Consider the following 12,281-nt stretch of genomic DNA (forward strand, 5'->3'; position numbering starts at 1 on the left):
CCGCCGCCTAACGCAAATCCGGGGTCGAGTCAAAAAGCCTTTGGTGCTCGATTAAGGCGAAACGGTCGGTCATTCCGGCGATGAAATTGCCGATCCGGCGGGCGCGTTCCCCCTCGCTCTCACGTTCGGTGCCCTCGACCCATTCGGGCGGCAGGTCGCCCGGGGAGGCCTGGTAGCGCGCGAACAGGTCGAACAGGATCCCTTCCGCCTCGCCCATCACCCGCATGACGCGGTGGTGGCGGTACATGTGTTGTTTCAGGAACGCCTTGATCGCGGCCTCCTCCTCCGCGACTGCGGGCGGAAAGGCGATCAGCGGCTGATGGTGGTGGCGGACATCATGCGCCGATTGCGGCTTCCCCGCCGCAAGCCGCCTGCCCGCCTCCGACATGACCGCCCCGATCATGTAGGAAATCAGCTCGCGCACCAGTTCCGCGCCACGCCTGGCATCGTCAAGATTGGGATAATGCCGGTCGATTTCGGCGATGATCGCTGCGGTGAGCGGCATCACCTTGAGATCGTCGACGCCAAACAGGCCGGCGCGCAGGCCGTCGTCGATATCGTGGGCGTCGTAGGCAATGTCGTCGGCGAAGGCTGCGACCTGCGCCTCCAGCGAGGCGTAGCTCCATAGCTCCAGATCGAATTTTTGATTGAAGTCGGCGATACCGACGGGAATGCCACTTTCGCGGTATGGCCCGGCCGGGGCCCCGCCCCGCTCGGTCAGCGGGCCGTTGTGCTTGACGATGCCCTCGAGGGTTTCCCAAGTCAGGTTCAGCCCGTCGAATTCGGGATAGCGGTGCTCCAGCGAGGTAATGACCCGGAGCGCCTGCGCGTTGTGGTCGAAGCCGCCATGGGCGGCGAGGCATTTGTCGAGTGCCCGCTCGCCGGCATGGCCGAACGGGGGATGGCCGAGGTCATGGGCCAGCGCCAGCGTTTCCGTGAGGTCCTCGTCGAGGCCGAGCTGGCGTGCCAGCGCACGCGCGATTTGCGCCACTTCCAGCGAATGGGTCAGCCGCGTGCGGTAATGGTCGCCCTCGTGGAACACGAACACCTGCGTCTTGTGCTTGAGGCGGCGGAACGCGGTGGAATGGATCACCCGGTCGCAATCGCGCCGGAACGGGCTGCGGGTTCGGCTCGGCGGCTCCGCAAACAGCCGGCCACGGCTGGAATCGGGGTCGCAGCCATAAGGCGCGCGGGGGGCAGCCATTCCGACCGACACGGTTTTTTAGTCCTTATCCATTTGATTCCGCGAGATTACGCACTTAACTATGTCTGAGGCACCATACCAAATGAATTGGGTATGACGCCCCCGGAGACCATGCCATGAGCACTGCCATCACCGTCAGCGAGCGGGCCGCCCGCCGCATCGGCGAAATCCTCAAGAGCGAAGGCGACGGCGCCATGCTGCGCATTTCCGTCGAGGGCGGCGGCTGCTCCGGCTTCCAGTACAAATTCGACGTCGACCATGCCAAGGCCGAGGACGATCTGGTGATCGCGCGCGAGAGCGCGGTGGTGCTGGTCGATCCGGCCTCGGTGCCGTTTCTCGCCGGTTCCGAAGTCGATTTCGTCGACGATCTGATCGGTGCCTCGTTCCGCGTGGTCAACCCGAATGCCACGGCGTCGTGTGGTTGCGGGACCAGTTTTTCGGTCTGATTTCGGTCTAGGAACAGGCCGACTTCTTCCTCCAACCGTGATCGTCATATCCCGCAAAGGCGGGGTATCCAGTACGCTGCGGCTTATCGATCACCCGCCTTTGCGGGTGATGACAGCTGTGGCCACTGAGACATCTACGCCTCCCGCGCGTAGCGCGGCAGATCGGCTTTCAGCATCTCCAGCACGGCATCGCGCATCGGATCGCGGGTGCCGCGGGTGAAGGCTGCCGCCAGCGGCAGCTTGTTCATGTCGGAGGCGGCAAGGCGGATGAAGCGGACGCCGCGCGTTGCCATTCGCGAGGTCCAGCGCGGGACGATGGCGACGCCCAATCCTGCGGAGACCAGATTGACGATGGTCTGCTTCTCGTCGGCGATTTGCGCGACGCGGGCCTCACACCCGGCTTCTGCGAACAGTTTCATGGTGAGATCATGACTGTGCGGACGCGAGCGGCGTTCGGGCACGATCAGCGGCTGATTTTCGAGATCGGCGATGGTCACGCGCTTGCGCGACGCCAGCGGATGACGCTCGGCAACCGCGACGACGGCGGTCTCGTGCAGCAGGAACAGGAACTCCAGCCGCTTGTCGGGCCGCTCCGGCGGGCGCACGAAGGCGAGATCGAGCCGGCCGGACAACAGACGCGGCAGCAGGCGGACCGTCTTTTCCTCGACCAGTTGCACGGTGACGTCGGGTTGGCGCTTGCGGAAATCATGGAGCAGCCGCGGCAGCAGGCCAGCGGCGGCGCTGTCGATGGCGCCGATGCGAATGATCGCGGCCCGCTTGCGGCCGCGCGTGCGAAATCGGCCGGCGAGCGCATCGGCCTGCACCAATAGCGCCCGCGCTTCCTTTAGCAGCACGGCGCCGTCGTCGGTCAGCGCGACGCTTCGCGTCGTGCGTGTCATCAGCCGCGTGCCGAGATCGTCTTCGAGCAGCCGGATGAACCGCCCGAGCGCCGACGGCAGCATGTCCAGCCGCTGAGCTGCCCTGCCAAAGTGCAATTCCTCGGCCGCCGCCACGAAGCAGCGCAATTGGTGTAGATCCATTCGTCCTCCCGGAGGGGATTATATCAATTTTTTGTATAAACGTGAGGCAATTGCCTCTCGCCCGCCACGGCCGCAAGCTGCATTCAGGCCTTCAAAGGCTGCGAAAAACCACAGGGAAGAGACATGCGTGAATATTCAATCGCGGCGATTCCGGCCGATGGGATCGGCCCCGAGGTCATCGCCGCCGGCGTCACCGCACTCGAGAACCTCCAGAAGCGCTTGGGCGACGTGAAGTTCAATGTCGAAACGTTTGACTGGGGTTCCGCCTATTACCGCAAGCATGGCGTGATGATGCCTGCGGATGCGCTCACCACGCTGAAGAAATTCGATGCGATCTATTTCGGCGCGGTCGGCGCGCCCGATGTGCCCGATCACATCACGCTGTGGGGCCTGCGCCTGCCGATCTGCCAGGGTTTTGACCAATACGCCAATGTCCGGCCGACCCGAATCCTGCCCGGCATCACCTCGCCGCTGCGCCATGCCGGCCCCGGCGACCTCGACTGGGTGATCGTCCGCGAAAATTCCGAGGGCGAATATGCCGGTTGCGGCGGGCGGGTGCATCGCGGCCTGCCGGAGGAAGTCGGCACCGAAGTCGCGGTCTTCACCCGCGTCGGCGTTCAGCGCATCATGCGCTACGCCTTCAAGCTGGCGCAGTCACGCCCGCGAAAATTCCTCACCGTGGTTACAAAATCGAATGCGCAGCGGCACGGCATGGTGATGTGGGACGAGATCGCCGACGAGGTCTCGAAAGAATTCCCTGATGTCAGCTGGGACAAGATGCTGGTCGATGCGATGACGGTGCGGATGACGCTGAAGCCGCAGAGCCTCGACACCATCGTCGCGACCAACCTTCACGCCGATATCCTGTCCGACCTCGCCGGCGCGCTGGCTGGCAGCCTCGGCGTGGCGCCGACCGCGAACATCGATCCCGAGCGGCGCTTTCCATCGATGTTCGAGCCCATTCACGGCTCGGCGTTCGACATCACCGGCAAGGGCATCGCCAATCCGGTCGCGAGTTTCTGGACGGCATCGCAGATGCTCGATCATCTCGGCGAGGCGGAAGCCTCGGCGCGGCTGATGCGCGCTGTGGAGAAGGTGACCGGCGCCGGCATCACGACGCCCGATGTCGGCGGCACCGCGACGACAAAGGATGTCACAGAGGCCGTCGCGGAAGCGATCCATAGCTCAAACGTGTGACCGCCTGTCACTTGAAGGCCGGATCGATCGTGGAAAAAAAGCCCACGACAAAATCAGAAAAGAATTTTGGGAAGCGCACATGCAAATGATGAAGACTGCCACCATCACGCTCGCGTTCGCCATGATCAGTTCCGCGAGCCTGGCGCAGAACTATCCGACCCGGCCCCTCACGCTGCTGGTCCCCTTCGCCGCCGGCGGCGCCACCGACACAGTGGCGCGGGTCACCGCGCAGACGATGTCGAAACTCCTCGGCCAGCCCATCATCATCGAGAACGCAACCGGGGCCGGCGGCACCATCGCAGCCACGCGCGCCTCGCGTGCGGAACCCGATGGCTATACGCTGATGATCCACCACATCGGCATCTCCACGGCCGCCACGCTGTACCGCAAGCTCGCCTACGACACCAAGACCGCGTTCGCGCCTGTTGGACTCGTCACCAACGCGCCGATGACGATCATCGGCCGGCCCGATCTGCCACCGAATACGCTCGCCGAACTGGTCACCTACATCAAGGCCAATGGCGACAAGATGACCTTTGGCAATGCGGGCCTTGGCGCCGCGTCGCATCTCTGCGGCATGCTGTTCATGACGGCGGTCGGCAGAGAAATCCTCACCGTGCCCTACAAGGGCAATGCGCCCATCATGAACGATCTGATCGGCAAGCAGATCGACCTCTCCTGCGACCAGACCACCAACACGACAGCGCCGATCGCCTCAAAGCTGATCAAGAGCTACGCCATCACGACGAAGACCCGTCTCGCCTCCATGCCGGATCTTCCAGCCGCCGATGAAGCCGGACTGAAGGGGTTTGAAGTCGGCGCCTGGCACGGCATCTATGCGCCGAAGGGAACGCCCGACGACATCATTCAGAAGCTGTCCAAGACATTGCAGGAGGCGTTGCGCGATCCCGACCTGGTGAAACGGTTCAACGACATCAACACCGAACCTGTGCCGCAGGATCAGGCCACGCCCGAAGCGCTGAAGGCACAATTGATCAGCGAGGTCGACCGCTGGGCGCCGATCATCAAGGCGGCCAATCAGTTTGCGGATTGAGGAGAAACGGTCCGCTCGCGCGCCCCGCCGCTGAGCGGGCCGCGCGTGATGTCAGTCGTTGGTTTGTTATCAGCAACTACAAGCAACACGCCGCGCCGCCCAACTCGCCGGTTCGCTGGGCCTGAATGGGCGGACACGGTATCGACCCGTAAGAACAGAACACGCAACAATCGCCCGCCTTCGGCTTCAGCGTTGTGCCACAGCCCGTGCATTCATAGAAAAACTGGCAGGCATCGGTGGGCATCGTCTCCGTTTTCGAAACGGCGCAGTGCGGACATGTGATCGTCGATTCAAGAATCATGGCATCAACTCTTCGGCGCGGACGGATAGCCGGCGTTGGTCGTCGCCGACATCAACCGGCTCACATCGGTTTTGGCATCGTCATAGACGATCGTTGCCGTCTTTTCTTTGAACGACACGGCAACCTTGGCGACGCCGGGAACAGCTTGCAAGCTGCTCTTGACGATGGAAGGGCATGCGGCGCAGTCCATGTTGCTCACCGCCAGGATGATCGTTCTGTCTTCGGCCAATGCTGCCGGCGAAGCGATGATGCCGATTGCAAACGCTGTGCGGGCGAACACCTTATGCATGGCAATTCTCCGTTTACGAATTGAGAAAGAGTGGCGCGATGAGGTCGAGGCCAAACGCGGCGGCGACGAGGATCGTCGCCAGGACGAGCGCCGTTTTGACGATGCGATCCGAAACCGGGCGCGCGCACGCTTCCAAATCGGCGCAGGCGCGCGTTGAAGGTCGGTAGACCAGCCAATAGCCGTATCCGAGCAGCATGAGCGTCGCAGCGATGAAGAAGGGCTGATAGGGGGCGATCCGGGTGAAATTCCCGATCCATGCGCCGCTAACGCCAAGACCGAACAGGACCAGCGGGAGGATACAGCAGGAGGACGCTGCCAGCGCGCCAAGTAGGCCGCCCGCGGCCACCAGACTTTGCCGCCGTCGGTTATCGTCAAAGTGATCAACTTCGTTGAATTTCATGGGCTAAAGCATGCATCCTGTAGTCACTACAGGATCAAGGACAATAACATGCCCCCCATCACGTCTTCGCGAGCCGAAAATCTTTCAATCGGCGAGCTGTCCCGGCTTAGCGGCGTGAACATTGAGACCATCCGCTACTACGAGCGGATCAAGATGCTGCCGACGCCACCCCGAACGGCGAGCGGCCGGCGGGTTTACGGTCCAGCCGAAAAACGGGCATTGGGTTTCATCCGGCGTTCTCGCGAGCTCGGCTTCACGCTGGAGGAGATCCGGGCCTTGCTCGCCTTGAGCGGACCGGAGCGCGCCTGCTGTGCCGACGTACACAAGATCGCAAGCGCCCATCTGAAAAACGTTCGCAGCAAACTTGCGGACCTCGTTAAGCTCGAGTCCGTTTTGGCGGAAACGGTTGCGCAATGCAGTGACGGAACGAGCCCCGATTGCCCGGTGCTCGATATTCTGGATGCAGACAGGTAAGGCGACCTAACTCCTATGTCGGAGCCGTCGGCCTGACATTCCATTCAACTCGCTGTTGGCTTCTCATCGTTGGTCGGGTCTCTTGCTAGCTGGAGGTCGATGTCAATGACCCGCAGAGTAGTGCATGATCAGCGAGGTTGATCGCTGGGCCCCGATCATCCGCGCGGTCAATGATCCAACGGTGATCGTTCGTCTACTTCAAACCGTATTGGGATTTACCGACCAGAAGGTCGTTCCGAAATGCTGCCTTCGCGGTTGCACCGAAAGAACCCGAGCCCTTCCACGTGGCCACGTACGTTGTCGAGCGGCCGGCGGTGACTGAGGAGGTTTGGATTCCGGCGCAACCGATGTCCCGTTCGATCTGGAAGTATGACATCCCGTCTTTCATGGCATTAAACTTTTCCAAATTGACAAGGCAAGGCGGCGCTCCGCTCGTCTTCGCCATCGCCTGCGTATAAGCGGGCTTCGATGCATCCTTATTGCCGAGGCCGCTGGCCAATCCCACGACGATGATGCCGATAGCGACGTAAAGGAACTTCCTCATGGAAATTCTCCCTTTTCCCCATCGTATAGAGCGTGAAAAGCTAATCAGGGCTCAACCGTCGCAAAGTTGCGACACGCGTGGTGAGTAACTTCCACCCGCAATCCTTAAAGTTGTAGGGAATAGGCTGACCCTTGCCGAGTTCCTGGTCTCACCGCCCCGCGCCGAACAGCGCCCCGCGCATTGCCGTGCGCAATCTGCGCCGCGATCTTTGGCGGGCAACTGCGCGAGCCACGCCCGATAGCCGGCCACGATGTCGCCATAGCTCTGCCAGCGCTCGTTGATCCAGGTATCGGAGCCGAGCAGGAAACGGTCGGATAGCGCTCGAACAGCGCACGCCATTCGTCGGTCAGCTTGCCGGAATCGAGCCGCGCCTCACGGCACTAGAGTGGCGGAGGCGCGTCTGGGTGTAAGGTATCTTACGTACCGGGCGTTCTGACGACCAGTTTTATGTTCAAGAGGTTGACGCCCTTGAACGGGTTTGGCGCACTTTCGATGGTGCCCGTGCCCGTAGCGTTCGCATAGGCACCCGTGCCCGAGAGGATTGTATATTCGCCGTTTGACCGGCCGTCCTTGACCGCGCCGGTGTAACGCGCCGTGATCGAGCCGTCCTCGAACGTGTAGGTGCTGTAGCCGTAGAAGGGGCCCGAGCCTTTGAGCAGATCTGAGGAATTAACGAACTCTTTCACCCCGATACGGCCGTCCTTGAAGACGGCGACGCCGAACAGTCTGCCGGACGCGACGGTCTGGCCTTCGATGTTTGCAGCTTCTGTTATTTTGTAGTCGATCGGCTTGGTAACGAGCTTGAATTCGAGTACCTGCTCTCCGGCTAGAGCGGTCGACGCCGCAATGGCCAGAGCCACGCTAGAAAGGAAAATGGCGAGAGACTTGCGCATGTGCTCCTCCTGCGTTCGCTGGATTTAAAATGTGGGATGCTTGCCGTGCCTCGCCAGCGGCTGACATTCTTGGGATCGTCCAGCATGCAGGCTCGGACACAACTGTAGGTCTTGGCGACGGAAGAAAGGTTCAGCGCTTGATCTCGTGATCTTCACCAGCCGGAGGGCGGTCCCAAGTAGCAATTCCATGCCAATTCCAAGCGCGCCAGCGCAAATTCTGATGCTTTGTCAGAAACCGGAGCATGATCGCCGTCAAAGGCCCAGGAAACCTCCGGGAACCTCCTGCGCCCCCATTTTCGGCGATGTAACCCGCCTTCCGCGTGGGAACTGCCGCGCCCATCGTCGTCCCACAGAACGTCGCTTCAAATCACCTCGAAATTTCGCTTCGACGATATCCCCGGATACGAGCTTTTGGCTGCGAGTTTACGGATTGAGGCGACCTTCACGCCTCGCGCTCAGCGCCCGGCGCCGAACAGCGCCTTCGCATTGTCGTTAGCAATCTGTGCGGCGATCTCTGGCGGCAACTGCGCGAGCCAGGCCCGGTAGCCGGCCATGATCTCGCCGTAACGCTCCCAGCGTTCATTGATCCAGGTGTCGGAGCCGAGCAGGAAGCGATCCGGGTAACGCTCAAACAGCGCGCGCCATTCCACCGTCAGCTTGCCGCTGCCGTCCACAATGCCGCTGCGGTAGGACAGTTCGCCCCACAGCTTTGGATATTTTGACAGCATTTCGGCAACGCGGTCGATCGACAAGCCAAAGCCGGTATGGGCCCAGATGATGCGGGCGCGCGGATTGTGCCGCATCAGGATTTCGACGGCGACATCGTCGGCATGGGCGTGCAGATAAAGGTCGTTGGCGACGGCGAAGTCGACGGTCTTCTTGACCCATTCGCCTTCGGCTGCCTTGCCAGAGATGTGAAACTCGCCGATACCGCGGTAATAGCCGCGCTTGAACTCCTCCTGCACGAGGTCGAAGATGAAGGGATCGCCGAACCAGGTCTGGATGTCCGCGCGCACGCGGTAGGGCCGGATGAAGGGGACGATCTGCAGGCCCGGCGCCTTCGCATCCATCAGGGCGTGCGTGCCGGCGTTGGGACGGCTGGTCGCGAGGATGCCGGTGACGCGATGTTCTTTGAACAGCGCCAGCACCTCATCGACGCTGTAATAGGGCTTCGGCTCCCAATTGTAGTGCATATGGGCGTCGAAGATTTCGATCGGCTCGTCGGCGCGGGCCGGGCTGGCGATGAACGCCAGCGCGATCAGGACAGCTGCGCCCCGCGCAGCCGACCGCATCGCACGCCCGAACGGCATCATTCGGCGGCGACCACGTGCGGCCGCTCGCCCTCGCCGGTCTCGGCCAGTTGCGGTTCGAGCTTGCGCCGCAGGCGGCGGTCGATGCGGTCGAGATAGATGTAGATCACCGGTGTGATGTACAACGTCAGCAGTTGCGACAGGCAGAGGCCGCCGACCACGGCGATGCCGAGCGGCTGGCGCAGTTCGGCGCCGGCGCCCGCGCCGAGCGCAATCGGCAGCGTGCCGAAGATCGCAGCGAACGTCGTCATCATGATCGGGCGGAAACGCAATAGCGCCGCTTCCCGGATCGCGTGCTCGGCGCTCAAGCCGACGCGGCGGCGCTCCAGGGCAAAGTCCACCATCATGATCGCGTTCTTCTTGACGATGCCGACCAGCATCACGATGCCGATCATGGCGATGACCGACATCTCCATTCCGAACAGCATCAGGGTGAGGATCGCGCCGATGCCAGCCGACGGCAGGCCCGAGATGATGGTGATCGGATGGATGAAGCTCTCGTAGAGGATGCCGAGAATGACGAAGGCGGCGAACACGGCCGCGAGGATCAGGACGCCCTGCCCGCGCAACGAATCCTGGAACACCTGCGCGGTGCCGGAGAAGCCGGTGGCGATCGTCGCCGGCAGGTTCGACGCCTGTTCGAGTTCGGTGATCTTGTCGACCGCATAGCCCAGCGAATTGCCGGGCGCGAGGTTGAAGGAGATCGTCACCGCCGGCTGCTGCGCCTGGTGGTTGATCTGCAGCGGACCGACGGTCGGAACCAGTTTTGCCACCGCCGACAGCGGGATGGTCTGGTTGTTCTGCGTCTTCATGTAGAGCTTGGAGAGATCCGACGGATCGACCCGGAACTGCGGCTGCACTTCCAGGATGATCTGGTAGTCGTTCGACGGCATGTAGATGGTGCCGACCTGGCGCGAGCCATAGGCGTTGTAGAGCTGGTTGCGCACCTGATCGACGGTGACGCCGTAGACCGCGGCCTTTTCGCGGTCGATGTCGACCGTCATCTGCGGGTTCTTGATGTAGAGGTCGGTGGTGACGTCGAGCAGGCCCGGCAGCTTCTCGATCTTGTCGCGCATCTCGGGCGCCAAACGATAGAGCGATTCGGTGTCGCCGCTCTGCATCACGTATTGATACTGGCTCTTGGAAATCCGGCCGCCGATATTGAGGTTCTGGATTGGCTGGAAGAACGCCTGCATGCCGGGGATCTGCCGGGCCCTTTCGCGCAGCCGCCCGATGATCCGATTGAGATGGTCGCGCTCCTTTTTCGGCTTCAGCGCGATGAACAGGCGGCCGTAATTCGCCGTCGTGTTGGGGCCGCCGGCTCCGACGGTGGAGTTGATGTATTCGATCGCGGGATCGGTTTTCAGCACGTCGACCAGCGCCTGCTGCCGGTCCTTCATCGCCTCGAAGGAAGTATCGGTGGCGGCTTCGGTCACGCCGATCAGGAAGCCGGTGTCTTCCTGCGGGAAGAAGCCCTTCGGCACGATCATGTAGAGATAGATGGTGCCGCCAAGCGTCGCCAGCGTCACCATCAGCATCAGGAATTTGCGGGCCAGCACGACATCGAGCGTCCATTCATAGGCGCGCAGCCAGGACTCGAACATTGCCTCGAAGATTCGGAGCACGATGTTCGGCTTCTTGGTCGCGTCATGGGCCCGCAGCACGCGCGCGCACAGCATCGGCGTCAGCGTCAGCGACACGAATCCGGAAACAATGATCGCGACCGACACCGTCACCGCGAATTCGCGGAACACGCGGCCGACGATGCCGCCCATCAGAAGCACCGGAATGAACACGGCGATCAGCGAGAACGTGATCGAGATGATGGTGAAGCCGATTTCGCGGGCGCCCTTCAGCGCCGCCTCGAACGGCCGCATGCCGTGCTCGATGTGGCGGACGATGTTCTCCAGCATCACGATGGCGTCGTCGACCACGAAGCCGACCGACAGCGTCAGCGCCAGCAGCGTCATGTTGTTGATGGAATAATCGAGCGCGTACATCACCGCGCAGGTGCCGAACAGCGAGATCGGCACCGCCAGCGCCGGAATGAAGGTCGCGGACGCCGAGCGCAGGAACAGGAAGATGACCAGGATCACCAGCGCGATTGCGATCAGCAGCGTCTCTTCGACGTCGGCCACCGCCTGACGGATGGAGACCGAGCGGTCCATCAGGACGTTGATCGAGACCGATGGCGGGATCTGCGCCCGCAGCGCCGGGAATTTCGCCAGGATGGAGTCCACCACCGCTACCGTGTTGGCGTCCGGCTGTTTCTGGATGCCGAGCACGATGGCGCGCTCGCCGTTCAGCCAGCTCGCGATCCGCTCGTTCTCGACACTGTCGTAGATCCGCGCGACCTCGTCGAGCTTGACCGGGAAACCGTTGCGCCAGGCCACCACGATCTGGCGATAGTCCATCGCCTTGTCCATCTGGCCCGAGGCCTGCAGCGCCACGTCCTGTTTCGGCCCGTTCAGCGTGCCGACCGGGGTCGAGGAATTGGCGCGGGACACCGCCGCCCTGATGTCCTCGAGCGACAGCCCGCGCGCCGCAGCGGCCTCAGGGTCCGCCTGGACGCGAATGGCAAATTTTCTGCGCGCCGTAGACACTGACCTGGGCGACGCCCGGAATCTGCGAGAGCGTCTGGCCGATGGTGATGTCGCCATATTCGTGGACCGCCGATAGCGGCAGCGTCGACGAGTTGAGCACGACGAACAGCACCGGGAAATCGGCCGGGTTCACTTTGCGGAAGCTCGGCGGGATGATCATCTCGACCGGCAACCGGCGCTGCGCAATCGTCAGCGCGGTCTGCACGTCGAGCGCCGCGGCATCGATGTTGCGGTTGAGATCGAACTGGATGGTGATGGTGCTGGTGCCCTGCGACGAGTTCGACGACATCGAGGAGATGCCGGCAACCGTCGAGAGCTGGCGCTCGATGACGCCGGCGACCGAGGCCGCCATGGTGTCCGCGCTCGCGCCCGGCAGCGTCGCGGTCACGGCAATGGTCGGAAAATCGACCCGCGGCAGCGCCGAAACCGGCAGCAGGCGGAAACCGAAGATGCCGAACGCGATGATCGACGCCGTGATCAGCGTCGTCATGACCGGCCGGCGGATGCAGAGTTCGGAGAGCGTCAT

General features: G+C 62.5%; 12 protein-coding genes and 1 pseudogene. 4 read left to right on the forward strand and 9 right to left on the reverse strand.

Translation table 11 applies throughout. The annotated features are described in order from the left end of the window. Window positions 1-7 precede the first annotated feature (7 nt). On the reverse strand, window positions 8-1,216 hold the full coding sequence (locus tag V1293_RS06265) for a deoxyguanosinetriphosphate triphosphohydrolase (protein ID WP_334507644.1): 1,209 nt from the start codon (window positions 1,214-1,216) through the stop codon (window positions 8-10). A 104-nt stretch (window positions 1,217-1,320) separates the two neighbouring features. Between V1293_RS06265 and erpA the strand changes: the two genes are divergently transcribed. After that, window positions 1,321-1,650, forward strand: a complete 330-nt coding sequence (gene erpA / locus V1293_RS06270) for an iron-sulfur cluster insertion protein ErpA (RefSeq protein ID WP_334507646.1) — start codon at window positions 1,321-1,323, stop codon at window positions 1,648-1,650. A gap of 134 nt (window positions 1,651-1,784) precedes the next feature. On the opposite strand, the gene V1293_RS06275 is transcribed toward erpA, so the two are convergent. Next, window positions 1,785-2,690 carry a LysR family transcriptional regulator gene (locus tag V1293_RS06275; protein ID WP_334507648.1) on the reverse strand — a complete coding sequence of 302 codons (906 nt, stop codon included), beginning with the start codon at window positions 2,688-2,690 and terminating at the stop codon, window positions 1,785-1,787. Window positions 2,691-2,813: 123 nt separating this feature from the next. Here V1293_RS06275 and V1293_RS06280 point away from each other — a divergent pair, with 123 nt between their 5' ends. After that, window positions 2,814-3,887 (forward strand): tartrate dehydrogenase, encoded by a 1,074-nt coding sequence (locus tag V1293_RS06280; RefSeq protein ID WP_334507650.1) that lies wholly within the window; start codon window positions 2,814-2,816, stop codon window positions 3,885-3,887. Window positions 3,888-3,972: 85 nt separating this feature from the next. Beyond that, entirely contained in the window at window positions 3,973-4,941 is a 969-nt protein-coding gene (locus V1293_RS06285) for a tripartite tricarboxylate transporter substrate binding protein BugD (protein ID WP_334507656.1), read from the forward strand. Window positions 4,942-5,017: 76 nt separating this feature from the next. On the opposite strand, the gene V1293_RS06290 is transcribed toward V1293_RS06285, so the two are convergent. From V1293_RS06290 to V1293_RS06300, 3 genes are read right to left on the reverse strand one after another with little or no spacing between them, the layout of a single operon-like run. Beyond that, entirely contained in the window at window positions 5,018-5,242 is a 225-nt protein-coding gene (locus tag V1293_RS06290; protein ID WP_334507658.1) for a GDCCVxC domain-containing (seleno)protein, read from the reverse strand. A gap of 4 nt (window positions 5,243-5,246) precedes the next feature. After that, a complete protein-coding gene (locus tag V1293_RS06295) occupies window positions 5,247-5,531 on the reverse strand; it encodes a cation transporter (protein WP_334507661.1) in 285 nt (94 codons plus the stop codon). 13 nt (window positions 5,532-5,544) lie between these two features. Further along, window positions 5,545-5,931 carry a mercuric transporter MerT family protein gene (locus tag V1293_RS06300; RefSeq protein WP_334507663.1) on the reverse strand — a complete coding sequence of 129 codons (387 nt, stop codon included), beginning with the start codon at window positions 5,929-5,931 and terminating at the stop codon, window positions 5,545-5,547. 48 nt (window positions 5,932-5,979) lie between these two features. Between V1293_RS06300 and V1293_RS06305 the strand changes: the two genes are divergently transcribed. Continuing rightward, the gene (locus V1293_RS06305; protein WP_334516637.1) at window positions 5,980-6,405 is read left to right on the forward strand and encodes a MerR family transcriptional regulator; all 426 of its coding nucleotides are present in this window, start codon (window positions 5,980-5,982) and stop codon (window positions 6,403-6,405) included. A gap of 193 nt (window positions 6,406-6,598) precedes the next feature. Here V1293_RS06305 and V1293_RS06310 read toward each other — a convergent pair whose 3' ends face one another. The 4 genes and pseudogenes from V1293_RS06310 to V1293_RS06325 form a co-directional block, all read right to left on the reverse strand. Next, window positions 6,599-6,949: a hypothetical protein gene (locus V1293_RS06310; protein WP_334507665.1), complete on the reverse strand. Its 351-nt coding sequence runs from the start codon at window positions 6,947-6,949 to the stop codon at window positions 6,599-6,601. Between the two features lie 416 nt (window positions 6,950-7,365). Next, the gene (locus V1293_RS06315) at window positions 7,366-7,842 is read right to left on the reverse strand and encodes a hypothetical protein (RefSeq protein ID WP_334507667.1); all 477 of its coding nucleotides are present in this window, start codon (window positions 7,840-7,842) and stop codon (window positions 7,366-7,368) included. 455 nt (window positions 7,843-8,297) lie between these two features. After that, window positions 8,298-9,134 (reverse strand): amidohydrolase family protein, encoded by an 837-nt coding sequence (locus V1293_RS06320; protein WP_334507670.1) that lies wholly within the window; start codon window positions 9,132-9,134, stop codon window positions 8,298-8,300. Between the two features lie 17 nt (window positions 9,135-9,151). After that, a pseudogene (locus tag V1293_RS06325) lies at window positions 9,152-12,281 on the reverse strand (efflux RND transporter permease subunit).

The organism is Bradyrhizobium sp. AZCC 1693, from assembly GCF_036924745.1.
Classification (GTDB): Bacteria; Pseudomonadota; Alphaproteobacteria; order Rhizobiales; family Xanthobacteraceae; genus Bradyrhizobium.